General features: G+C 68.7%; 19 protein-coding genes. 10 read left to right on the top strand and 9 right to left on the bottom strand.

The annotated features are described in order from the left end of the window. Positions 1 to 39 precede the first annotated feature (39 nt). Together ACVOJ1_RS00165 and ACVOJ1_RS00160 are read left to right on the top strand one after the other, a co-directional pair. A complete protein-coding gene (locus tag ACVOJ1_RS00165; RefSeq protein ID WP_065181817.1) occupies positions 40 to 738 on the top strand; it encodes an RNA pseudouridine synthase in 699 nt (232 codons plus the stop codon). Positions 739 to 780: 42 nt separating this feature from the next. After that, a complete protein-coding gene (locus ACVOJ1_RS00160) occupies positions 781 to 2,349 on the top strand; it encodes a phospholipase D family protein (protein ID WP_164151983.1) in 1,569 nt (522 codons plus the stop codon). 3 nt (positions 2,350 to 2,352) lie between these two features. Here ACVOJ1_RS00160 and ACVOJ1_RS00155 read toward each other — a convergent pair whose 3' ends face one another. Further along, complete coding sequence (locus ACVOJ1_RS00155; protein WP_065181815.1) at positions 2,353 to 3,435, bottom strand: HDOD domain-containing protein; 1,083 nt, start codon at positions 3,433 to 3,435, stop codon at positions 2,353 to 2,355. A gap of 280 nt (positions 3,436 to 3,715) precedes the next feature. Between ACVOJ1_RS00155 and ACVOJ1_RS00150 the strand changes: the two genes are divergently transcribed. Further along, positions 3,716 to 4,813 (top strand): Glu/Leu/Phe/Val dehydrogenase dimerization domain-containing protein, encoded by a 1,098-nt coding sequence (locus tag ACVOJ1_RS00150; RefSeq protein WP_053519551.1) that lies wholly within the window; start codon positions 3,716 to 3,718, stop codon positions 4,811 to 4,813. A 58-nt stretch (positions 4,814 to 4,871) separates the two neighbouring features. Here the strand turns inward: ACVOJ1_RS00150 and ACVOJ1_RS00145 are convergent, their stop codons facing one another. Further along, complete coding sequence (locus ACVOJ1_RS00145) at positions 4,872 to 7,700, bottom strand: S8 family serine peptidase (protein WP_346479877.1); 2,829 nt, start codon at positions 7,698 to 7,700, stop codon at positions 4,872 to 4,874. Between the two features lie 183 nt (positions 7,701 to 7,883). Between ACVOJ1_RS00145 and ACVOJ1_RS00140 the strand changes: the two genes are divergently transcribed. The 3 genes from ACVOJ1_RS00140 to ACVOJ1_RS00130 all read left to right on the top strand — a co-directional run bounded on the left by ACVOJ1_RS00140 (position 7,884) and on the right by ACVOJ1_RS00130 (position 10,080). Next, complete coding sequence (locus tag ACVOJ1_RS00140; RefSeq protein WP_180876121.1) at positions 7,884 to 9,059, top strand: thiolase family protein; 1,176 nt, start codon at positions 7,884 to 7,886, stop codon at positions 9,057 to 9,059. 122 nt (positions 9,060 to 9,181) lie between these two features. Beyond that, on the top strand, positions 9,182 to 9,523 hold the full coding sequence (locus ACVOJ1_RS00135) for a hypothetical protein (protein WP_053519549.1): 342 nt from the start codon (positions 9,182 to 9,184) through the stop codon (positions 9,521 to 9,523). 146 nt (positions 9,524 to 9,669) lie between these two features. Then, on the top strand, positions 9,670 to 10,080 hold the full coding sequence (locus ACVOJ1_RS00130; protein WP_053519548.1) for a hypothetical protein: 411 nt from the start codon (positions 9,670 to 9,672) through the stop codon (positions 10,078 to 10,080). Positions 10,081 to 10,139: 59 nt separating this feature from the next. Here ACVOJ1_RS00130 and ACVOJ1_RS00125 read toward each other — a convergent pair whose 3' ends face one another. Next, positions 10,140 to 11,777: an acyl-CoA dehydrogenase family protein gene (locus tag ACVOJ1_RS00125; RefSeq protein WP_346479876.1), complete on the bottom strand. Its 1,638-nt coding sequence runs from the start codon at positions 11,775 to 11,777 to the stop codon at positions 10,140 to 10,142. A gap of 112 nt (positions 11,778 to 11,889) precedes the next feature. Here ACVOJ1_RS00125 and ACVOJ1_RS00120 point away from each other — a divergent pair, with 112 nt between their 5' ends. Genes ACVOJ1_RS00120 through pdeM form a run of 4 tightly spaced genes read left to right on the top strand, consistent with a single transcriptional unit; the run spans position 11,890 to position 17,579 of the window. Continuing rightward, positions 11,890 to 12,888, top strand: a complete 999-nt coding sequence (locus tag ACVOJ1_RS00120) for a ligase-associated DNA damage response exonuclease (protein WP_346479875.1) — start codon at positions 11,890 to 11,892, stop codon at positions 12,886 to 12,888. Further along, positions 12,885 to 14,492: an ATP-dependent DNA ligase gene (locus ACVOJ1_RS00115; RefSeq protein WP_053519545.1), complete on the top strand. Its 1,608-nt coding sequence runs from the start codon at positions 12,885 to 12,887 to the stop codon at positions 14,490 to 14,492. Before ACVOJ1_RS00120 ends, ACVOJ1_RS00115 begins: the two co-directional genes overlap by 4 nt. Further along, positions 14,489 to 16,948: a ligase-associated DNA damage response DEXH box helicase gene (locus tag ACVOJ1_RS00110; protein ID WP_346479874.1), complete on the top strand. Its 2,460-nt coding sequence runs from the start codon at positions 14,489 to 14,491 to the stop codon at positions 16,946 to 16,948. Before ACVOJ1_RS00115 ends, ACVOJ1_RS00110 begins: the two co-directional genes overlap by 4 nt. Beyond that, positions 16,938 to 17,579, top strand: a complete 642-nt coding sequence (gene pdeM, locus ACVOJ1_RS00105) for a ligase-associated DNA damage response endonuclease PdeM (protein ID WP_263175233.1) — start codon at positions 16,938 to 16,940, stop codon at positions 17,577 to 17,579. Before ACVOJ1_RS00110 ends, pdeM begins: the two co-directional genes overlap by 11 nt. A gap of 18 nt (positions 17,580 to 17,597) precedes the next feature. Here pdeM and ACVOJ1_RS00100 read toward each other — a convergent pair whose 3' ends face one another. The 6 genes from ACVOJ1_RS00100 to nagZ form a co-directional block, all read right to left on the bottom strand. Next, on the bottom strand, positions 17,598 to 17,870 hold the full coding sequence (locus ACVOJ1_RS00100; RefSeq protein ID WP_053519542.1) for a hypothetical protein: 273 nt from the start codon (positions 17,868 to 17,870) through the stop codon (positions 17,598 to 17,600). A gap of 178 nt (positions 17,871 to 18,048) precedes the next feature. Then, a complete protein-coding gene (locus tag ACVOJ1_RS00095; protein ID WP_346479873.1) occupies positions 18,049 to 19,317 on the bottom strand; it encodes an FAD-dependent oxidoreductase in 1,269 nt (422 codons plus the stop codon). Between the two features lie 131 nt (positions 19,318 to 19,448). Further along, on the bottom strand, positions 19,449 to 19,655 hold the full coding sequence (locus ACVOJ1_RS00090) for a cold-shock protein (protein WP_005410590.1): 207 nt from the start codon (positions 19,653 to 19,655) through the stop codon (positions 19,449 to 19,451). 88 nt (positions 19,656 to 19,743) lie between these two features. Continuing rightward, on the bottom strand, positions 19,744 to 20,490 hold the full coding sequence (locus ACVOJ1_RS00085; protein WP_053520226.1) for an S-methyl-5'-thioinosine phosphorylase: 747 nt from the start codon (positions 20,488 to 20,490) through the stop codon (positions 19,744 to 19,746). Positions 20,491 to 20,572: 82 nt separating this feature from the next. Further along, positions 20,573 to 21,127 (bottom strand): hypoxanthine-guanine phosphoribosyltransferase, encoded by a 555-nt coding sequence (locus tag ACVOJ1_RS00080; RefSeq protein WP_053520227.1) that lies wholly within the window; start codon positions 21,125 to 21,127, stop codon positions 20,573 to 20,575. Then, a complete protein-coding gene (gene nagZ, locus ACVOJ1_RS00075) occupies positions 21,127 to 22,134 on the bottom strand; it encodes a beta-N-acetylhexosaminidase (RefSeq protein ID WP_065181809.1) in 1,008 nt (335 codons plus the stop codon). Before nagZ ends, ACVOJ1_RS00080 begins: the two co-directional genes overlap by 1 nt. Positions 22,135 to 22,215 lie beyond the last annotated feature (81 nt).

Here is a 22,215-nt window from a genome sequence, read left to right as displayed (position 1 = left end):
GGGGCTACACTGCGCGGCCCCCGCCCGACCTGCCCGCCCATGGAACCGATACGCCTCGACAAACGCTTGTCCGCCCTGCTCGGCATCCCGCGCGGCGAAGCGCGGCGCTACATTGAAGGTGGCTGGGTCACGGTCGATGGCGAGGTGGTCGAACAGCCACAGCGCCCGGTCGATGACACTGCGGTGATCGTGGTCGATGAACAGGCCAATGACAGCAAGGCCGAGCGCGTGGGCATGCTGCTGCACAAGCCGGCTGGTGCTGCCGCCGAAACCCTGTGTGCGCTGGTCAGCAGCAACAGCCACAGCGCTCTGGACGCCAGCGGCATCCGGCCACTGCAGCGCCATTTCCACGGGTTGCAGCTGGCTGCGTCCCTGCCCGCGGCAGACAGCGGCCTGGTCGTGGTCAGCCAGGACCCGGCCACGCTGGCCCACCTGCAGCGCAATCTCGGCCGCACCGAACAGGAGTATCTGGTCGAAGTGGCAGAAGGCGGGCCGGAACGGGGCCCCTGGCTGCTGGCCCGGCTGCAGCAGGAGTCGGGCGGGGCCAAGGTGAGCTGGCAGAGCGAGCAGCGGCTGCGCTTCGCCGGCAAGGGGCTGACGGCCAAGGGCCTGAAGACCGCGGTGGCTGCCGCTGGCCTGCAGGTCACCGCCCTGCGCCGCCTGCGCATCGGCCGGGTGGCACTGGGCCCGCTGCCGCCGGGACAGTGGCGCTACGTGGGCAGCGACGAACGGTTCTGACGCGCGCCGCCGCGCGGCACGCCGATCCACTAGCATGGGGCCATGAGCCCGCCTGCGCCTGTGTGGCGACGCCTGTTGCGCGTCGTTGCGATCATCTTCGCCATCCTCCTGCTGCTGGTCCTGTCCGGACTGCTGCTGGCCGACCACCTGACGCCACAGGCGCACGGTGAGCCGTCGCACGTACTGCCGCTGCAACCGGCGCAGACCCGCATCGACCAGCAGGTCGTGCCGCTGCAGGAGGCGCACCCCGGGCAATCCGGCGTGGCCTTCCTCGGCGATGGCATGGATGCATTCGCGGCGCGCGCGATGATCACCGCGCAGGCCGGGCGCAGTCTGGACCTGCAGTACTACATCTGGCACGACGACCTGATCGGTCACCTGATGGCCAGAGCGCTGCATGACGCCGCCGAGCGCGGGGTGCGCGTGCGCATCCTGCTCGACGACATGAATGCCAAGGACAAGGACGCGCTGATGATGGCGCTGGACCGGCATCCGAACATCGAGATCCGGCTCTACAATCCGTTCCGCAACCGCAGCGGCATCCTGCGCATGGTGGAGATGGTGCAGCGCTTCTTCAGCGTGAACCACCGCATGCACAACAAGAGCTGGATCGCCGATGGCCGTGTCGCCATCGTCGGTGGCCGCAACATCGGCGAGGAGTATTTCAGCGCGCGCACGGATGTGAACTTCCAGGACCTGGACCTGCTGGTCGCCGGCCCTGCCGTTGCACAGGCGAACCGGATATTCGACGACTACTGGAACAGCCCGGCGGCGATTCCGGTCTCCGCGCTAGCCTTCCATACCGACGCGCAGCTTCGCCTTCTGGTGCGTGAGTCCGACCATGAAGCGCAGCGCGATGCTGCCCGGCCCTATCTTGCGCGCGTGGCCGAATCACGCCACAGGCAGCGCCCCAGCCCCGAGCCGCTGCACTGGAGCAGCACCGTGCGCATCGTCTCGGATCCGCCGATGAAACACCGCAACGACGACCGCGGCAGCTGGCTCGTTACCGGGCTGATCGGTGAACTGGAGTCCGCGCGCAGCAAGGCCTTGTTGATTTCGCCCTACTTCGTGCCGGGCAACGAGGGCCTGGACGGGCTCTCGGCAATGGCGTCGCGCGGCGTGCACGTGGGCATAGTGACCAACTCCCTTGCCGCCAACGACGTTGCGGCCGTGCACGGCGGCTACATGGGCTACCGCGTGCCCCTGCTGAACGCCGGCGTGCACCTGTATGAGCTGAAGGCTCAGGGCCAGGCGGGCGATGCAGGCCTGTTCGGCAGCAGCGGGGCCAGCCTGCACACCAAGGCCTTCCTGGTGGACGACCACCGTGGCTTTGTCGGTTCCTTCAACCTCGACCCGCGCTCGGCCTATCTCAACACCGAAATGGGGGTGCTGTTCGACGACCCCGTGCTGGGCGCGCAGCTGCGCGACGAATACCTGCGCCTGGCCGACGCCAGGCACAGCTGGTGGCTGGCAGTGGACAACCGCGATCGGCTGCGCTGGCTGGAGCGTGAGCCTCCGCCGCGCTGGGTGGAGGACGAGCCAGGTGCTACGCGGCGCCAGCGCTGGCTGTCGCGGATCATCAGCTGGCTGCCGGTGGAATCGCAGCTGTAGCGCTCAGTGTGCCCTGGCCTCGCCTTCATGCGGGGCGTCGTCCAGTGTTTCCACGCTGCGACCATGCAGGCGCCGCCAGATCCAGCGAAGCGCATGGGGCGGAGCCGACGGCAGCTGCTCCAGCAGGGCCAGCATGCGGCCCTGGGTGGCGTGGCCATGCCGGCACAGCAGGCTCGCCGCCGCCGCTGCGCTGCCCAGCCGCAGGCTGTCGGAAAGAGGGCCCGAGGCGTCGGCCGCCAGGGTCTGGTGTACCGGGTCGGGCAGCTCCCAGGCGGCGGCCACCCGCTGTGCCAGCGGCAACGACCACTGCTGCAGCAGCTGCAGGGCCAGGGCCGGCTGCACGTCCTCGCCGCGCGCCTGGGCTTCCTGCAGCAGCTGGCGCATCACCAGCGCCGCACCGAGTCCCTGCACCAGGCCCAGCCACTGCGCAGCGAAGGCATCGCCGGAGTTCACGCTGCGTGCGTGGTCGGCAGCAGCACGCGATGCCAGCAGGGCGTGCTCCCAGGTGATCGTGCTGAACTGCGGGAACCGCTCGCACTGAACCTGCATCACCGGCTGCACCAGCACCGCACTGATGATCTGCCGCACGCCTTCCGTGCCGACCAGGGTCACCGCCCGCTGCAGGCTCTCGACCGGGCGTTCGTGCACCTTGTATGCGGGACTGTTGGCGATACGCAGCAGGTTGCCCGTGAGTACCGGATCCTGGCCGATGATCGCCGCCATCACCCGTGCCGAGGCGGCATCATCGTTGACGGTCTGGATCAGCTGCGGCAGCAGCTGCGGCCGGCGCGGCAGCTGCCGCGTCGCCCAGTCGCGATCCTGCAGCGCGTCCGCCACCGCCTGTGCCAGTCCGGCGCTGGCGGCATCGACAGGGCCGGGCTCGCCCGCCAGTCGCGGGTACAGCGCCAGCGCGTGCAGGCCACGCTGCAGCTGCGCGGCAATCTCTCCCGGGGGCACTGGGTCTCCCTGCAGGCGGGCAGCCGCAGCGGCCACCGCCTGACGCGGCCCCGCCGACAGACGCGACGGCGCCGCGCCGGTCAGCGACGCAAGCCAGCCGCGTACCCTGCGTGCCCAGGCCAGCGTCACCGGCCGTGATCCTGTCGATGTCGTACTGCGCTCGCCATGGCCCGTCTCTGTCTCTTCACACGATCCGGCCACTGGCCATCGACGCAGCATCGGCCGCGCTTTCATCTTCTTTAACCCGCAGTGCCCATCGACGTCGACGGCAGACACTCGGGGAATGGACTAGAATGGCGCCGCGCGACCCGTCCCCCTGCACCGACGACGTCGCTTTTTTTGTTTTGGGACCCTACCGTTCACTGGTCGTTCGCTGCAGTTCGCCGCCGTTCGCACCATCGGAGACGCCATGCTATTCGAAACCCTCGCCACCACCGGCCACGAACAGGTGGTGTTCTGCCACAGCCATGACGCCGGCCTGAAGGCGATCATCGCCATCCACAACACCACCCTGGGCCCGGCCCTGGGCGGCGTGCGCATGCGTCCCTATGCCAGCACCGACGAAGCGCTGGCCGACGTGCTGCGGCTGAGCCGGACGATGACCTACAAGAATGCGCTGGCCGGCCTCAATGTCGGTGGCGGCAAGGCGGTGATCATCGGCGATCCGAAAGCGGACAAGACCGAAGTCCTGTTCCGCGCCTTCGGTCGCTATGTCGATTCGCTGGGTGGCCGCTACATCACCGCCGAAGACGTCGGTACCGACGTCAACGACATGGAGAACATCTACCTGGAAAGCCAGTTCGTGACCGGCGTCCACCAGGTGCATGGCGGCTCCGGAGATCCCGCACCGTTCACCGCCTACGGCGCGCTGCAGGCGTTGATGGCGTCGATGCGTTTCAAGTTCGGCCACGAGGAAGTGGGCAAGACCAGCATCGCAGTGCAGGGCCTGGGCCACATCGGCATGGAACTGGTCAAGCTGCTGCGCGACCGCGGCGCGAAGCTGTATGTCACCGACCTGGACGCGGCTCTGGTCGATCGCGCAGTCAGCGATTTCGGCGCCGAAGCAGTGAAGCCGGACGAGATCCACGAAGTGAATGCCGACGTCTTCGCGCCGTGCGCGCTGGAAGGCTCGATCAATGCCGACACCCTGCCGCGGATCAAGGCCAAGATCATCTGTGGCACCGCCAACAACCAGCTGTCCAGCCTGGAAATCGGCGATGAACTGCACGCGCGCGGCATCCTGTACGCACCCGATTACGCGGTCAATGCCGGTGGCGTGATGAACGTGTCGCTGGAGATCGATGGCTACAACCGCGAGCGCGCGATGCGCCTGATCCGCAGCATCTACCACAACCTGACACGCATCTTTGAACTGTCGCAGCGCGAGAACATCGCGCCGCAACGTGCGGCCGACCGAATCGCCGAGAGCCGCATCCTGTCGATCGGCAAGCTGAAGATGCCGCTGGGCCGCAGCACCCCGCGCCTGGGCAATCTGCGCGGCGGTTGACCGCCCCTGCCGGGCCTCGGCACGGCGCCCCTCCGGGCGCCGGCAACCCCATGATGGATCAGAACCCGGCGCTGTAACGCAGCGCCGCTTGCCGTGCGTCATCACCGCCGACACGCTGATCGATGCCCAGGCTCAGACGGCCACTCCGCCCCCACCACGACTCCAGCGCAAGCCCGAGCAGGGCGCTGCCACGCGGTGAGTCGGCACCTGGCAACGGTGCCCACGCGTCGACACCGACGAAGCTGGCCTGCCACTCCCCGGCGCCGCCCTGAAGGCGCTGCTGCCATTCGGCGTGCCCGCGCAGCGTCCAGCGTCCCCAGCCGCGCTCGCCGCGCAGCCCCGCCAGCAGTTGGCTGCGCTGCGCACGATTGGCTTCACCCCGCAGGCCGAAACCGAAGCCGCCGCGCTCGTTGAACGCCGCGGTATCCACCCGCGTGGCACTGGCACCGACATATGGTGTCAACGACGCGCCGACGGTGCCGAAGCGATAGCCGCTTTCGACACTGGCGCTGCTGAATCGACCGCCGTAGCGCGCGGAAACGCCGTAGGCACCTGCACCCAGCAGCAGCTGCCGGTCCAGTTCGCGGGTGAACCGCCCTGTGCCGAGCTGTGCCAATGCATAACCGTGCCCAACGCTCCAGCCGGCATACAGCTGCGCCTGCGCCTGGCGGTCCTGCCCGCGGTCACCGTTGAAGGCACTGCCACCGTTGCTGCGTGTTTCACCGAACGCCATGCCCAGCAGGCCATGGCTGCCCAGCGGCACGTCCTGACCGGCCATCCAGCCCCGGCTGTCGGTGGCGCTGCCGGCGAAACTGCCCTGCCCTGCCTCACCCAACGTGCTCTGCCAGGCACCGCGCAGCGCAGGCAGCGCCTGCACGCGATCGAAACGGGCGGCCACCGCGCGTCGCGACATGTCGATGCTGTCGAAGGTCGCCGCCTCGGCACGCGTGTGGGCCTTGCCGGACAGGCTCTCCAGCGTGGCCGCCAGGCCCGTGCTGCGCTGCAGGCCGGCCGCTGCGCCACCGAATGGCGAATCCTGCAACGCGTGGTTGCCGTCCAGTTCGACGAACGCGCCTTCCAGCCGCGCCGCAGTTGTCTGCACACCGGCATCGAGCCCACGCGCAGCGGCGGTGACAGTGATCCGGGTCAGGTTCAACCATGCGTTGTTGCTGTCATAGCCATAGCTGGTCTGCAGCAGGGCCAGCCCCTGCAGGCCACTGGATGTGGCTGCGGTGCTGAAGGTGCCGGTCACGCCGGCGGCGGCATGGATCAGATCCTGCCGGGTACCGTCCTGCGGCACGTAGCCATCGACGAATCCGTGGACGTGCACGCCACCGTCCAGACGGGCGCTGCCGGTGACCTGCAGCGCGTTGGCCCCCAGCGCGATCATCAGCTGTGCGCCGGCCTGCTGCACGTAGTTGCCTTCGATGGTCGCCGTGGTGTTGGCAGTGGTCAGGAACACGCTGCTGCCGTTGGTCACATTGCCGACCACGCGGGGCGTGCCGCCATTGAACTGCAGGCCGCTGGATGATGGATCGGCCTGCGGCAGGATGCTCACGCTGGAACGGATCACGCCGCCGTCGCGCAGCGACAGCACACCGCCTTCGATGCGGGTGGCACCGCTGTAGCTGCTGTTGCCGGTCAACGCCAGCACGCCGGCGCCCTGCTTGACCAGGCCGCCACTGCCGACGATGTCGTTGCTCCAGACCGAACCGGTGGATGCTGCGTCGACATTGGCAATCACGTCGCCCCAGTCGAAACGTCCCGGCCCGTTGATGGCCCTGCCGATGTCGAGCAGGCCGTAGCCGAACACCGGGTCCACGCCGGCGGCGCCGATGTCCTTGGCCGTGCCGAGCAGGGTCTGCCGTACCAGGTTGTTGTCGAAGTACGGATACCGCTCCCACACCAGCGCGGCCGCGCCCGACACCAGAGGTGCGGCGAAGGACGTGCCGTAGTTCCAGAAGTAGCTGGTGCCCGCGTCATCCGGATAGACCGCGCTGCCCGGCGCCGCCAGACAGTAGCGCGCCGCCTGGCCGCAGGCATTGGCGTAACCGGCCAGCGTGTCCGGCGCGTAGGGATCGACGGCCGTGGCCACCAGCCAGCCGCGCTCCAGATCCGCAGCCGGTCGCGAGCCTGCCACGCCCGCCTGGCCCGGCAACGCCGCCAGGCTGCTGGGCTCGCTGCGCGCGTCGTTGCCCGCGGCGAACACCACCAGCCCGCCGTGATTGATGACGAAAGGCCGGTACTCGCCGGCGACCTGGGCGGTGGTGGGCAGGTCGGTCCAGTACAGACCGCCCCAGGAATTGTTCATCACCTTGACGTTGTAGCTGATCAGGTCGCGGTGCACCTGGGCCACTCCGAGGGTGCCGCTGAACGAATTGCCCTGGCCGCTGCCGTCGTCTGCCGGCGGCTTGTCGGAGATGATCCGCGCCGACACGATTTGCGCACCGGGCGCGATGCCGCCGGGCCAGCGCCCGACCGCTGCGCCCGCGGCCAGGCTGGCGACGGCAGTGCCATGGCCGACCACATCGTCCACGCCCAGATTGTTGCGGGCAGGGTCGATGTAGGTGAGGTTGGCCACTACCCGCCCGTTCAACGCGGCGGCCGCGCGCTGCACGCCCGAATCGACGATGCCGATGCGCACGCCCCTGCCGGTGGCACCGGTGGCCTGCGCGGCACCCGCATGGGTGACCGACAGGTGCGCATCGAAGGCCGGCTCCAGCGGTTTGGGCGGGGGCGGCGTGGTCGGCGGCGGCGGTGCAGGCGGCGGCGTGGTGGGCGGCGGGTCAACGCGCACGTTGCCACCGCCACCTCCGCCCCCACACGCCGTCAGCGCCATCGCCAGCGCCGCTGCCAGGACCGACCGTGCCATCGTCGTGCGTTCCATCGATTCCATCCCATGAACGTTGGCCCGCCTTCATCCCGGCGGGCATGCGGCGCCATCCAGCGGCAGCCATCCCCGACCCTCTATACTTGGGCCGACCCCCACGCAGTCTGCCGGGAAACCGGAGCGCATCCAACGCCCCCCGGTCTCCTTTCCGAACATTGCTTACGCATCAACGAGATTGCCATGTCCAACATCGTCATCGCCGCCGCCAAACGCACCGCCATCGGCTCCTTCCTCGGCCAGTTCAACGGTGTGCCGACCCCGACCCTCGGCGCGGCCGCCATCGCCGCAGCGCTGGAGCAGTCCGGTGTCCCGGCCAGCGACGTTTCCGAAGTCCTGATGGGCTGCGTGCTGCCGGCCAACCTCGGCCAGGCGCCCGCCCGCCAGGCCGCGATCGCCGCCGGCATCCCGCTGTCCGTCGGTGCCAGCACCCTCAACAAGGTGTGCGGCTCGGGCATGAAGACCATCATGCTCGGGCATGACCTGATCAAGGCCGGTTCGGCCAAGGTCGTGGTTGCCGGCGGCATGGAGTCGATGTCCAACGCGCCGCACCTGCTGCCCAACTCGCGCACCGGCAACCGTTTCGGCAACTTCCAGGCGGTGGACCACATGGCCCACGATGGCCTGGTCAACGCCTACGACGGCAAGGCCATGGGTGAATTCGCCGAATGCGCCGTGGACAAGTATCAGTTCAGCCGCGAGGAGCAGGACGCCTACGCCATCGAATCGGTCAAGCGCGCGCAGGCGGCGCAGACCAACGGTGCGTTCGCCGACGAGATCGTCGCGGTGAAGGTGGCCACCCGCAAGGGTGAGGTCGAGGTCGACACCGATGAACAGCCCGGCCGCTCGGACATCGCCAAGATTCCGACCCTGCGCCCGGCATTCAAGAAGGACGGCAGCGTGACCGCTGCCAGCTCGTCCAGCATTTCCGACGGCGCCGCCGCCGTGGTGCTGCTGACCGAGGAAGACGCCAAGGCCCGCGGCATCACCCCGCTGGCACGCATCGTCGGCCACGCCACGCATTCGCAGGAGCCGGAGTGGTTCACCACCGCACCGATCGGCGCCATCCACGCATTGCTGCAGAAGACCGGCTGGTCGCTGGACCAGGTGGATCTGTTCGAAATCAACGAAGCCTTCGCCGTGGTGGCGATGGCCCCGATGCGCGAACTGGGCATTCCCCATGACAAGCTCAACGTGAATGGTGGGGCCTGCGCATTGGGCCATCCGATCGGCGCATCCGGGGCACGCCTGGTGGTGACCCTGGTCAACGCCCTGCGCACGCGCGGTGGCAAGCGCGGCATTGCCACCCTGTGCATCGGTGGTGGCGAGGCGACCGCAATTGCCATCGAATTGATTTAAAAAGGTTTAACTGCGATTTCGCAAAAATGAATGCGGGATCGCTTGACAGCCAAACGTGGCTTGTCATCATGTTGTCGGCGCGCAGTTGCGCGTTGCCTAATCTAACGACGAGGATTCACACAATGAGCATCAACAAGCTGCTGGTCGCGATGTCCCTGGCTCTGGCCCTGGCCGCCTGCTCGAAGCAGGAAGCTGCCCAGGACGCCGCTGCTTCGGCCAACGAAGCCGCCACCGAAGCCCAGGCTGCTGCCGATCAGGCCGCCGCTGCTGGCGCCCAGACCGCCGACGCTGCCCAGCAGGCCGCCGACACCGCCGCCACCGCTGCTGACGCTTCGGCTGACGCCGCTGCCCAGGCTGCTGGCGCCGCTACCGACGCTGCTGCTGAACAGGCCAAGGACGCTGCCAAGGCTGCCGAAGGCACCGCCGAGCAGGCCAAGGACGCTGCTGAAGAAGCCAAGAAGTAATAACTTCTTTCTTCACGCTGTTCTGGAAAAGCCGCTGGTTCGCCAGCGGCTTTTTCTTTGCATCGCGTTCCGCGACCCCGCCTTCACAAGGGCGTGAATAGGCTGGCGTCCCCATCCATTGCCGCAGTGCACTACCGGAGACCGCCATGAAGATCCGCTCGCTGACCCTGTCCCTGCTGGCCGCTTCGCTGCTGATCGGCCTGGCCGCCTGCAAGGGCCCGGAAGCCGAACAGGCCCGCCAGGATGCGCGGCAGGCTGCCGACAGCGCAGGCGCCGCCGCCCGTGACGCAGTCGACCAGGCCGCCGCAGCTACCCGCGAGGCCGCCGACAAGACGGCAGCTGCATCCGAGCAGGCGGCGGCCGATACCCAGCAGGCGCTGGACAAGGCGGCCGACGCTACCGCCAATGCTGCTGACCAGGCCAAGGTCGCCGCCACCGACGCCGCTGCACACGCCAGCGATGCGACCGCGGACGCCGCACAGAAGGTCGCCGACAAGGCGCGTGATGTCGCAAATGACGCGAAGGCGAACGCGGCCAAGGAAGAAGCCAAGCACTGAGCCGCGTCCGGTACTGCAGAGCGCCGCAGCCACGCTGCGGCGCTCTACAGAATTCCACGCTACGGCAGCGCGCGCGCCAGGATTTCCGACAGGTCCAACCCGGCCGGCAGGGTGCCGAACACCCATCCATGTTCACCGCCGAGCCGGCTGCGGATGAACGCATCCGCCACCGGACTGCGTGCACGTAGCAGCAGTGCCGCCTGCAGCAGCAATGCGGTGCGCTCGCAGAACATCCGCGCCTGCGACTCTTCCGGTGCCGGGGCCGTTACCCAGCGCTGCAGCGCAGCGGCATAGCGCGCATCGCGATCAGCCACCGCCGACAGCTCGCCCTGCAGTGCGGCCAGCGTCTCCGGTTCGCGGGCCAGTGCCCGCAGCACATCCAGGCACTGGATGTTGCCGCTGCCTTCCCAGATCGAGTTCAGCGGCGCCTGCCGGTACAGGCGCGGCAGCATTGATTCCTCCACATAGCCCGCGCCGCCCAGGCATTCCTGCGCCTCGTTGACGAAGGCCGCCGCCCGCTTGCACACCCAGTATTTGCCCAGCGCCGTGCCCAGCCTGGCCAGCGCCGCCTCGCCGGCATCGAAGGACGCACGTTCCACCGCACGCGCGATGCGCATCGACAGCACCGTCGCCGCTTCTGATTCCAGTGCGAGGTCGGCCAGCACGTTGGCCATCAACGGATGCTCCACCAGCAACCGGCCGAAGGTGCGGCGGTAGCGGGCATGGTGCAGCGCCTGCGCCAGCGCCATGCGCATTTCCGCTGCCGCACCCAGCATGCAGTCCAGGCGGGTCATCATCACCATGCCGATGATGGTGGCCACGCCACGCCCCTCTTCGCCCACCCGCCACGCCTGCGCGCCGCAGAACTCGACCTCGCTGGACGCGTTGGCCCAATCGCCCAGTTTGTCCTTCAGCCGCACCAGGCGGAATGCATTGCGGTCGCCATCGGCAAGCCGGCGCGGCATCAGCAGACAGGTCAGTCCGCCCGGTGCCTGCGCCAGCACGAGGAAGCCATCGCACATGGGTGCCGAGAAGAACCACTTGTGGCCGACCAGCCGATAGCGCTCGCCGTCGATGGGCTCTGCTCGCGTGGTGTTGGCGCGCACATCCGAGCCCCCCTGCTTCTCGGTCATGCCCATGCCCAGGGTGATGCCGGCCTTGTCGGCCACCGGTACGTCGCGCGGGTCGTACACCGGTGCGGCGGCCTTGCGCGCCCATTCGGCCAGGTTCGGCTGCGACCGCAGCACCGCTACCGCCGCATGGGTCATCGTCAACGGGCAACTGGTACCGGCCTCGGCCTGGTGGTGCAGATAGCTCAGCGCCGCGCGTGCAACATGCGCACCCGGCTGCGGCTCATGCCAGGACAGGCCGGCCACGCCATGCGCCTTCGCGGCGGTCATCAGCTGGTGGTAGGCCGGATGGAACTCCACCGTATCGATGCGATGCCCCTGCGCGTCGTGGGTGCGCAGGCGCGGGCGGTCGCGGTTGGCATCGAATCCGAGCCGGTACAGCTCGTCACCGGCCAGCGCACCGTACTGCGCCAGGCGCGGGACGAAGGCTGCGGCGCCTTCGCGATGCACCGCCTCCATCAACGCTGCGTCATCGGTCCACAGCTGGCGCCCGGCGAACGGTGGCGGCTGATTGAGCACCACATGGGTCTCGAAGGGGGCAGTGCTGCTGAAACCCGGTCCACTCATGCGATCCATCCGGCGGCAAGAGGTATGCGATCCGATTGTGCCGCATGCTGCGCCAAGCCCGCGTTCAGGCCGGTTCTCACCCCGTGCACGAGCCGCGCGCCACAGTGCAGCCATGGCAGGCAACGACGATCTTGTGGTGCTGCGCCCGGAAGGGCTGTACTGCGCTGCTGGCGATTTCCACATCGATCCCTGGCGGCCGGTGCCGCGCGCGGTCATCACCCATGGCCATGGTGACCACGCGCGCCCGGGCATGGGCGAATACCACTGCAGCACGGGCAGCGCGCCGATCCTGCGCTGGCGGCTGGGCGACGTACCGCTGCACGCGCATGCCGAGGGCGCATCCTTTACGCTGGGTCGGGTGCAGGTGTCACTGCATCCGGCCGGTCATGTGCTCGGCTCCTCGCAGGTGCGCATCGATGATGGCCGGCAGGTGTGGGTCGCCTCCGGTGACTACAAGCGCCAGCCCGACCCCACCTGTACGCCGTTCGAAGTGGTGCCCTGCGATACCTTCATCACCGAGGCGACCTTCGCCCTGCCCATCTACCGCTGGCCGGACACCGCAGCCGTGGCTGCCGAGATCGCGTCCTGGCGCCAGGAATGCGCGCAGCGCGGCGAAGCCGCCGTCCTGCTCTGCTACGCATTGGGCAAGGCCCAGCGCGTGCTGGCCGAGCTGCTGGCACGGGGCGAACCGCCGGCATGGCTGCACGGTGCCATCGCCAATGGCGTGGCCGTCTATCGCGCTGCGGGCATCCCGATGCTGGACACGATCGCCGTCGCCGAACAGGGGCGCCAGGCCGATGCGGCCGGACGGCTGATCCTCGCCCCGCCCTCGGCCGCCGGCACGCCCTGGCTGCGCCGCTTCGGGCGCCACCAGCTGGGTTTCGCCTCCGGTTGGATGCAGCTGCGCGGAAACCGCCGGCGCCGCAACGTCGATCGTGGCTTCGTGATCTCCGACCACGCCGACTGGCCCGCGTTGCTGCGTACCATCGAGCAGACCGGCGCACGCCGCGTCATCGCGACCCATGGCAACACCGATGCGCTGATTCCGTTCCTGCGCGAGCGCGGTGTCGCCGCGGAGGCTTTCCGCACCGATTTCGGGAGCGAGGAATGAAGGCCTTCGCCGCGCTGTACCAACGCCTCGATCGCAGCACCGCCACGCTGGACAAGCGCGCGGCGCTGGTCGATTACTTCCGTCACGCGCGACCGCACGATGCGGCCTGGGCCCTGTTCCTGCTCAGTGGTGGCAAGGTCGGGGGGGCGCGCCGGAAGATCGCTGCCAGCGGCGAGCTGCGCCGCTGGATCGGCGAGGAAGCCGGACTGCCTGCGTGGCTGGTCGAGGACAGCTATGCGCAGGTCGGCGATCTGGCGGAGACACTGACCCTGCTGCTGGACGACCCAACGGCAATGGCGCCGGACCGCCCTCTGGCCGACTGGATCGAACAGCATCTGCTGGCCGTGGCCAATCAGCCCGAGCCCGAGCGACGTGCAGCCGTGGTCGAGGGCTGGCGCCAGCTGCCCGCGAACGAGCGCCTGGTGTTCAACAAGCTGCTGACCGGTGCACTGCGCGTCGGCGTGTCGCAGCGGCTGGTCCAGCAGGCACTGGCCGAACTGTCCGGGCTGGACATCGCGCGCATCGCGCAGCGCATGCTGGGCACCTGGGTGCCCTCGCCCACCCTGCTCGCACAGTTGCTGTCGCCGGAAGAACTGCCGCTGGACCGCCAGCAGCCATATCCGTTCTTCCTCGCTTCGCCGCTGGAAGGTGAGCCCGGTGATCGCCTGGGCAGCATCGACGACTGGCTGCTGGAATGGAAATGGGACGGCATCCGCCTGCAGCTGCTGCGTCGTCGCGGCGAGGTGGCGCTGTGGTCGCGTGGCGAAGAGCGCCTGGACGGCCGGTTCCCCGAGATCGAGCAGGCCGCCGCACTGCTGCCGGAGGGATCGGTGCTGGATGGCGAACTGCTGGCCTGGGATGAGCCGGCCGATCTTCCGAAAGCCTTCACCGCCCTGCAGACCCGCATCCAGCGCCGCAAGCCGGGCGCCACCACGCTGCGTACGACACCGGTGCGGATGCTGGCCTACGACCTGCTCGAACGCGACGGCAACGACCTGCGCGCATTGCCGCTTCAGCAGCGGCGCGTGCAGCTGGCGGAACTGCTCGGCACGCTCGGCGATGCGCGCATCCAGCTGTCGCCGGAGGTGCCCGCCGGGGACTGGGCACGGGCGGCCGCGCTCCGCGACGCGGCGCGCGAGCGCGGCGTGGAGGGCCTGATGCTGAAGCGCCGCAACTCGGCGTATCAGTCCGGCCGGCGCCGTGGCGACTGGTGGAAGTGGAAGGTCGATCCACTCACCATCGATGCCGTGCTGCTGTACGCACAGGCCGGCCATGGCCGGCGCAGCACGCTGTACACCGATTACACCTTCGGCGTATGGGACGGCGATGCGCTGGTTCCGGTGGCCAAGGCCTACTCGGGCCTGGACGATCAGGAAATCCTCGCCCTCGATCGCTGGATCCGCGCCAACACCCGCGAGCGCTTCGGGCCGGTACGCAGCGTCCGCGCCGAGCAGGTGTTCGAACTCGGCTTCGAGGCGGTCAACCGCAGTGCACGGCACAAATCAGGAATCGCCGTGCGTTTTCCGCGCATCCTGCGCTGGCGCCACGACAAGCCGGCCAGCGAGGCCGATCAGCTGGCGACGCTGCAGGCCCTGGCACGATGACGCGGAGCGAGGCCCTGCAGCGGCTGAACGGCTGGTTTGCCAGCCGCGGCTGGAAACCCCTGCCCTTCCAGCGCGCCATGTGGCGTCACTACCTGGCAGGCGAATCGGGCCTGCTGCATACCCCCACCGGCAGCGGCAAGACGCTGGCGATGTTCGGCGGACCGCTGCTGCAGGCGATGATCGCGCCCGCACCCGCACCCGCCCGCCCCAGCGCGGTGCGCCCATTGCAGGTGCTGTGGGTGACCCCGCTGCGTGCCCTGGCCAGCGACACCGCACGCGCACTGCAATCGGTCGTCAATGGCCTGGGCCTGGGGTGGCGCGTGGGCCTGCGCAGCGGCGACGCCAGCCAGCGCGAGCGGCGCCTGGCGCGCGAAGGGCGCATCGACGTGCTGGTGACCACGCCCGAATCACTGGCACTGCTGCTCACCTACCCCGATACCCTGCCACGCATGCATCAGCTGCGCTGCGTGGTGGTCGACGAATGGCATGAACTGCTGGGCAACAAGCGCGGCGTGCTGCTGCAGCTGAATCTTGCACTGCTGCGCGACACCACGCCTGCGTTGCAGCTGTGGGGATTGTCGGCCACGCTGGGCAATCTGCCGCAGGCGCGCGACGTGCTGCTGCCGGACAGACCGGATGCACCCATCGTCGAAGGCGCGCGCCAGCGTCCGGTCACCGTCAGCAGCCTGCTGCCGGCACCGGGCGAGCGCTTTCCCTGGGCCGGACATCTTGGCCTGGCGCAGCTTCCGCGCGTGCTGGAAGCGCTGATGGCCGCGCGCAGCAGCCTGCTGTTCACCAACACGCGGGCGCAGGCCGAACTGTGGCACCAGGCGCTGGCGGCGGTGTGGCCGGAGGATGCCGCCACGCTGGCGTTGCACCACGGTTCGCTGGACCCCGCACTGCGTCAGCAGGTGGAAGACGGCCTGCGCGCCGGTGCGATGCGCTGCGTGGTTGCCACCTCCAGCCTGGATCTGGGCGTCGATTTTCCCGAAGTGGACCAGGTACTGCAGCTTGGCAGTCCGAAGGGCGTGGCGCGGCTGCGCCAGCGCGCCGGCCGTGCCAGGCATCGCCCCGGCGCCAGCGGCAGAATCCTGTGCGTGCCCAGCCATGCGCTGGAACTGGCCGAGTACGCCGCCGTGCGCCGCGCGCTGCGCGACGGCGTGGTTGAAGCCAGGCGACCGCCAACCCTGTCGCTGGACGTGCTCGCCCAGCACGCGGTCAGCCGCGCGTTGGCGGGGGGATTCACCAGCCGCTCGCTGCTGGCGCAGGTGAGGCGCACGCACGCATTCGCGCAGCTGGGCGACGCGCAATGGCAGGCTGTCCTGGACTTCATCGTGCAGGGCGGACGGGCACTGGCGCAGTACCCGGACTTCCACAAGGTGGTGCTCGACGCGGACGGCTACCATCGCGTGCACGACCGCCGCCAGGCCCTGCGCCATCGCTTGTCGATCGGCACCATCAGCAGCGATGGCGCCGTGCGTGTGCAGTTCCTGCGCGGCGGTGGCCTCGGCTCGGTGGAAGAACAGTTCGCCAGCCGCCTGCGCAGAGGCGATCGATTCCAGTTCGCCGGGCGCATGCTGGAGCTGGTGCAGCTGCGCGACATGACCGCCTATGTGCGCCTGGCCCGCAAGGGCGGTGAAGGCACCGTCCCGCGCTGGCAGGGCGGCCAGCTGCCCCTGTCGATGCCGCTCGGGCGCGAGCTGGAAGCGGTGCTGTCCGGTGCGGACGACAGCGCCGAGTCGCGCTGGCTGGCCCCCCTGATGGCACTGCAGTCACGCCTGTCTGCCCGGCCATCGCCCGCGCACCTGCTGCTGGAGGACGTCCGGCGCCGCGAAGGCCAGTTCGTGTTCGTCTATCCCTTTGCCGGACGCCACATCCACGAGGCACTGGCGGCGTTGCTGGCGCTGCGCTGCACGCGCCGGCAGCGCAACAGCATCGGCTATGCCGTCAATGACCACGGGCTGGTGCTGGCACCGACGCAGCCGATCGAGCTGCAGGCGGAGCAATGGAAGGAACTGTTCGCGGCCGATCAGCTGCTTGAGGACCTGCGTGCCGCCGTCAATCTGGGCGAGCTCGCGCGACGCCAGTTCCGCGGAATCGCACGCGTCGCTGGCCTGCTGGTACCCAGCCTGCCCGGTGGCGCGCCGCGCTCGCTGCGCCAGCTGCAGGCCTCGGCCGGACTGCTGTACGACGTGCTGCGCGAGCACGACCCCGATCATCTGCTGCTGGCATTGGCCGAGCATGAAGTGCTGCAGGACAGCCTGGATCTGCCGGGCCTGCAGCAGGTGCTCGAACGCATCGGCACGCAGTCACTGTCATTGCAGCATCCCGCCTCGCTGACACCGCTGGGCTTCCCGCTGTGGGCCGAGCGCCTGCGCGGACAGTTCAGCAACGAAGACTGGCGCACCCGCGTGCTGCGTGCCGCACAGCAGCTGGAGAGACGCCATGGCCGATGAGCTGGCCGTGACGCTGGGCGGTGAACCCATGCTGCTGCTCGGTGCGCGCGCACTGTGGTGGCCGGCCCGGCAGGCCTTGCTGATCGCCGACCTGCACCTGGGCAAGGCCGACCTGTTCCGCCGCGCCGGCATCGCGCTGCCGTCCGGCGGCACCCGCGACGACCTGCAGCGCCTGCAGAGGCTGGTGCAGGCAAGGGCTTGCCGCGAGCTGTGGATACTGGGCGATGTGCTGCATGGGCCGGCGCATCGTGCGGCGTGGTACCGGCAATGGCTGGGATGGCGAGAGCAGCACTCCGCGCTGGCGGTGCATGTGATACGCGGCAATCATGATCGGCACCTGCCGCACGCGGCGCTGCAGGTGGAGCTGCATGACGAGGTGCAGCTGGGCGCGTTCCTGCTGTGCCATGAACCACGGCACGTGCCCGCAGCGCACGTCATTGCCGGCCATATCCATCCGCAGATCGCACTGCCGGCGCTGCGCCGCCGCTTTCCGGCGTTCTGGCTGCGCGAAGGATTGACGGTGCTGCCGGCATTCTCCGCCTTCACCGGCGGCTGGGTCATCGCACCGGCGCAGGGTGAACGGCGCATCGCCTGTGTCGAACAGGGTCTGGTGGCGATGCCTGGCCGGTAAGGCCAGCGGGCGCGACAGTCAGGCCGGCCGGACGCCCGCCAGCGCCGGCATCAGATGGAAATCGGGCGTGTCGTTGCTTTGCCGGCGCGGCAGTGCCTGGACGGCCGAGAGCATTTCCTGCGCACAGGCGCGGATGTGCGTGTGGTGTTCCGGCAGCGCATGACTGATCAGGCTGCCCACATGGAACTCGAACACATCCTCCAGAACGTCGGGCTGGTCCTCGTGCAGCATCTGCAGCAATCCCCGCAGCTTGCAGATTTCCGATTCCAGCTCTTCGACCGCGAACAACATGGCGTCCTCCTCGTGAACTCGCAGCACATCCGGGCCGCAGCAGGCCGCGACGGCGGCGCCACCCGGGCCACGCGATGTTCGAATCACGGAGAGGAAAACGGGCGACGCAGCTGTGGCGTGCTTCACTCTTGTCGCACAGACGCGGTGAGGTAACCGTTAATTCACGTGATGATGCGATTCACGCAGCCGCCGTGGCAGCCTGCGTGGCAAGCGCAACGGGCGGCCGGGCCAGGGCTTCGAGGAAGGCTGGATCCAGAGCAAGCGAACCGAACCAGCCGTGCTGGGTTCCACTGAGCACCCGCAGCATGTGGCCGCGTCCCCCCGGCAGCCGCCCCATCGGGCCAAGCAGCGCGTCGCGCGCCTTGGCCCACGCATCGCGATCGGACTGGAACAGCGGCGTCAGCCAGCGGCTCCAGCGCTGGTACACCGCCACATGCGCACGTCGCTGCGCCTGGTAGGCCTGCAGTGCCGTCTCACCAGCGCCATGCACACGCAGCGCGTCTCGCAGCGCCAGCGCATCGAGCAGCGCCATGTTCACCCCCTGCCCCAGCTGCGGGCTCATCGCGTGCGCTGCATCGCCGACCAGGACCATGCGCCCCTGATGCCAGCGGGTCATCACCGCATCGCGGTAAACCGCCCGGGACAGCTGTCCGGCATCGTGCAGGTGATCGAAGCGTGCGCTGGCCTCGGGCCAGAGCGCATGCAGTTCCTGCAGCCACGGTTGCATGCCTTCATCTTCCCAACGCGCGAAGTCGGCGCGTGGCAGGCTCCAGAAAAAACTCAGGCGCGGCGTGTCATCACCCGGACACGTGCCCACCGGCAACAGGCCGATCATCTTGCGCGCGGCGACGTAGCGTTGGCGCAGCTGCTGCACGTGCGGCCACTCTCCTGCCGGCAGCAGGCACCACAATGCACCCCACGGATAGACGCGGTCGAGGCCAGCGCCGCCGGCAATGGTCGCGCGCAGGGACGACGCTGCGCCGTCGGCCGCCACCACCAGGTCAAACGGGCCATGCGTGCGGCCTTCGTTGTCGCGCAGTTGCCCCCGCGCGGTATCGACCGCGTCGATGGTGGTCTCCGCATGCAGTTGGCCGGCGCCATCGCGGGCCTGGTCCAGCAGCGAGAACAGGGCGCCGCGCTGCATGCCCAGACCGTGCAGGCGGACATCGAGGCCGCCATAGCCCATGTCCATCACCGCACGTCCGCACGGCGTGTCGCCATAAAGCCGATGCACCGGCGCGGCATGCGCGCGCACGGCCTCCAGCAGTCCCATCTGCCACAAAACCTGCAGGCCGCTGGGCTGCAACAGGAAACCGGCGCCGACCGGCCCAGGGGTCGGCACGCGCTCGAAGATCTCAACGTCGTGCCCGTCGCGGGTCAGCAGGATGGCCATCGCCTGGCCAGCGGTGCCGTATCCAATCACGGCAATGCGAAGTCGTTCCGTCATCCGCACATTGTGCCCCAGCCGGATCCGGATCGTTCTCCAGGCCGCCCGCGCGCGGCTTGGGTTCGGTCCCATGCGATGGGCGCAAAAAAAAACCCCGCCGGAGCGGGGTTCTCAACGCACTGTCGAGTGGATCACTCGGCCGGCGTGATGTTCGAAGCCTGGGCACCCTTCGGGCCCTGGGTCACGTCATAGGTGACACGCTGGCCTTCCTGCAGGCTGCGGAAGCCCTTGGAGTTGATGGCGGAGAAGTGCGCGAACACGTCGGCGCTGCCATCCTCCGGCGAGATGAAGCCAAATCCCTTGGCGTCGTTGAACCACTTGACGGTACCGTTCGGCATGGTGATGCGAGACCTTATGCAATGAATGGGTGGTGTACGCTGAACCCGCGTACCGGCTGAGTATGCAAAGCTTGCTCGGCGAAGACAATCACCCCCGTGCCAATTCGCCGATCAGTTCCGGAAGTCCATTGCTCGCCGCCTGCACATTGGCCAGCACTTCGGCCATCGTGATCTCCTCGCCATCACCACAGCCCGCGGCCCAGTTCGCCACGATCGCCAGGCACGCGTAATCCAGTCCCAACTCCCGCGCCAGCGCGGCTTCGGGCATTCCGGTCATGCCCACCAGATCGCAGCCATCGCGCCGCATGCGGGCGATTTCCGCGATGGTTTCCAGCCTCGGCCCCTGCGTCGCACCGTAGCAGCCACCGTCATGGACCGTGACACCCGTCACTTTGGCCGCGGCCAGAATCTTGCTCCGCAGCATCGGCGTGTACGGGTGGCCGAAGTCCACATGCAGCACTTCGGTACCCTCTTCTTCACAGATCGTGCTGATCCGGCCCCAGGTGTAGTCGATGATCTGGTCCGGGCAGGCCAGCACGCGCGGCCCGACCTGCTCGGTGATGCCCCCGACGGTGTTCAGCGCCAGCACGCGCTGGGCGCCGATCTGCTGCAGCGCAGCCAGATTGGCGCGGTAGTTGATCTTGTGCGGCGGCAGCGAGTGGCCCTCGCCATGGCGCGCAAGGAAGGCCACGCGGTTGCCCAGCAGCGTGCCCACGCGCACCGGACCGGAGGGACGGCCGAAGCGGGTCTCGACCTCGTGGGTCTGCACATCGTCGAGCTTGGCCAGGTTGTAGACACCGGTACCGCCGATCACGGCCAGGGCGATCTGTTGCATCGAAAGCACTCCAGAGAAAGACGAACGCCGGCACCCGAGGATGCCGGCGGCGGCAAAGGACGGCCGCGGACGGCCGTGCCTGTTATTCCTTCATCGCGTAGATGGCCGGCACGCAGCGCAGGGTCTCGTTGACGTCCATGCCGAAACCGAACACGTAGCGGTCGGGCAGTTCGATGCCGGCGTAGTCAGCCGTCACATCCGGCAGCCCGCGATCGTGCTTCTTCACCGTCATCGCTGCGATGCGCACGTCGGTCGCGCCCTGTTCCAGGCACCAGGTGCGCACGCCCTGCAGGGTGTAGCCCTCATCGAGGATGTCATCGACCAGCAGCACACGGCGGCCGAACAGCGCGGTGGCCGGCTTGTGCTTCCACACCAGGTCGCCGCCGGTGGTTTCACCGCGATAGCGGGTGGCGTGCAGGTAATCGAACTGCACGTCCTGGCCGCGCGCACCCAGCTCCAGCGCCAGCTGGCCGGCGAACGGCAGCGCACCGTGCATGATCGACAGGAACAGTGGCACCTCGCCCTTGTAATCGCGCGCGATGGCGTCGGCGATACCGGCGATGGCCTTGTCGATGGTGGGGCGGTCAACCAGCAGGTCGGCCTGGGCCAGGGCCTGGGAAATGGTGAGGTTCGGCATCAGACGGTTCTTCCAAGGGTTTCAAGCAGACGGGATTGAGTGTCGCCATGGCGGGCATCGGCCAGCAGGCCATCCCAGCCAAGCGCGCCGCGGCCGAGCAGGCCAAGCAGCGCAGCGGTATTGAGGGAGCGTCCCTGCACCGCGTGCAGGGCTTCATCGACCAGCTCCGGATGGCAGACCAGCACGACGTCGCAGCCCGCATCCAGGTGCGCGTGCACGCGTGCCGCAACGCCACCGGCATGGTGCGAAGCGGCCATGCCGATGTCGTCGGAGAACACCACGCCGCGGAAGGCCAGCTCGCCACGCAGCACCTCCTGGATCCAGCGCGGCGAATAGCCGGCCGGTTCCGGCGCCACCTGCGGGTAGATCACGTGCGCCATCATCACGGCGTCGGCACCGGCGGCAACACCGGCCCGGAACGGCACCAGGTCCTGCGCGCGCAGTTCGTCCAGCGTCCGCGGATCGACCGCGGTATCGACATGGGTGTCTTCCAGCACGGTGCCATGGCCGGGAAAATGCTTGAGGGTGGCCGCCATGCCGGCCGCGTGCATGCCGCGTACGTAGGCCTCGGTGAACGCAGCCACGACCTGCGGGTCTTCACTGAAAGCGCGGTTGCCGATCGCAAGGTTGCCACGGCCCAGGTCGACCACCGGGGCAAAGCTCAGGTCCACGCCACTGGCGCGCACTTCGCTGGCCATCAGCCAGGCGTGCTGCTCGGCCAGCGCCAACGCGGCGCCGGGATCCTTCGCATAGCCGGCACCGATCTCCTGCAGCGGCGGCAGATCGCTGTAGCCCTTGCGGAAACGCTGCACGCGACCGCCTTCCTGGTCGACGCAGATCAGCTGCGGGCGCGGCGCGGCCTCGCGGATCGCGGCGCTGAGCTCGCTCACCTGCTGGCGGGAGGCGAAGTTGCGCGTGAACAGCACCACCCCGGCAACGGCATCGTGCTGCAGCCAGTCGCGTTCCTGGGGGGTCAGTTCAGTGCCGGCAACGCCGATCAGCAGCATGGTCGTTCTCCACAACGGGCGCCCGCATGGCGCAGTGCCGCATTGTCGCAGAACCGGCCGTTGGACGCAGGTGGGGGCGTC

The organism is Stenotrophomonas sp. STEN225 (assembly GCF_056756445.1).
Note: the sequence above shows the minus strand (reverse complement) of the source record. Positions and strands in the feature narration are given on the sequence as shown.

Coding starts and splice junctions, on each gene's coding strand:
- ACVOJ1_RS00165 (WP_065181817.1), top strand. CDS start 40: ATGGAACCGATACGCCTCGACAAACGCTTGTCCGCCCTGCTCGGCATC.
- ACVOJ1_RS00160 (WP_164151983.1), top strand. CDS start 781: ATGAGCCCGCCTGCGCCTGTGTGGCGACGCCTGTTGCGCGTCGTTGCG.
- ACVOJ1_RS00150 (WP_053519551.1), top strand. CDS start 3,716: ATGCTATTCGAAACCCTCGCCACCACCGGCCACGAACAGGTGGTGTTC.
- ACVOJ1_RS00145 (WP_346479877.1), bottom strand. CDS start 7,700: ATGGAACGCACGACGATGGCACGGTCGGTCCTGGCAGCGGCGCTGGCG.
- ACVOJ1_RS00140 (WP_180876121.1), top strand. CDS start 7,884: ATGTCCAACATCGTCATCGCCGCCGCCAAACGCACCGCCATCGGCTCC.
- ACVOJ1_RS00135 (WP_053519549.1), top strand. CDS start 9,182: ATGAGCATCAACAAGCTGCTGGTCGCGATGTCCCTGGCTCTGGCCCTG.
- ACVOJ1_RS00130 (WP_053519548.1), top strand. CDS start 9,670: ATGAAGATCCGCTCGCTGACCCTGTCCCTGCTGGCCGCTTCGCTGCTG.
- ACVOJ1_RS00125 (WP_346479876.1), bottom strand. CDS start 11,777: ATGAGTGGACCGGGTTTCAGCAGCACTGCCCCCTTCGAGACCCATGTG.
- ACVOJ1_RS00120 (WP_346479875.1), top strand. CDS start 11,890: ATGGCAGGCAACGACGATCTTGTGGTGCTGCGCCCGGAAGGGCTGTAC.
- ACVOJ1_RS00115 (WP_053519545.1), top strand. CDS start 12,885: ATGAAGGCCTTCGCCGCGCTGTACCAACGCCTCGATCGCAGCACCGCC.
- ACVOJ1_RS00110 (WP_346479874.1), top strand. CDS start 14,489: ATGACGCGGAGCGAGGCCCTGCAGCGGCTGAACGGCTGGTTTGCCAGC.
- pdeM (WP_263175233.1), top strand. CDS start 16,938: ATGGCCGATGAGCTGGCCGTGACGCTGGGCGGTGAACCCATGCTGCTG.
- ACVOJ1_RS00100 (WP_053519542.1), bottom strand. CDS start 17,870: ATGTTGTTCGCGGTCGAAGAGCTGGAATCGGAAATCTGCAAGCTGCGG.
- ACVOJ1_RS00095 (WP_346479873.1), bottom strand. CDS start 19,317: ATGACGGAACGACTTCGCATTGCCGTGATTGGATACGGCACCGCTGGC.
- ACVOJ1_RS00090 (WP_005410590.1), bottom strand. CDS start 19,655: ATGCCGAACGGTACCGTCAAGTGGTTCAACGACGCCAAGGGATTTGGC.
- ACVOJ1_RS00085 (WP_053520226.1), bottom strand. CDS start 20,490: ATGCAACAGATCGCCCTGGCCGTGATCGGCGGTACCGGTGTCTACAAC.
- ACVOJ1_RS00080 (WP_053520227.1), bottom strand. CDS start 21,127: ATGCCGAACCTCACCATTTCCCAGGCCCTGGCCCAGGCCGACCTGCTG.
- nagZ (WP_065181809.1), bottom strand. CDS start 22,134: ATGCTGCTGATCGGCGTTGCCGGCACTGAACTGACCCCCCAGGAACGC.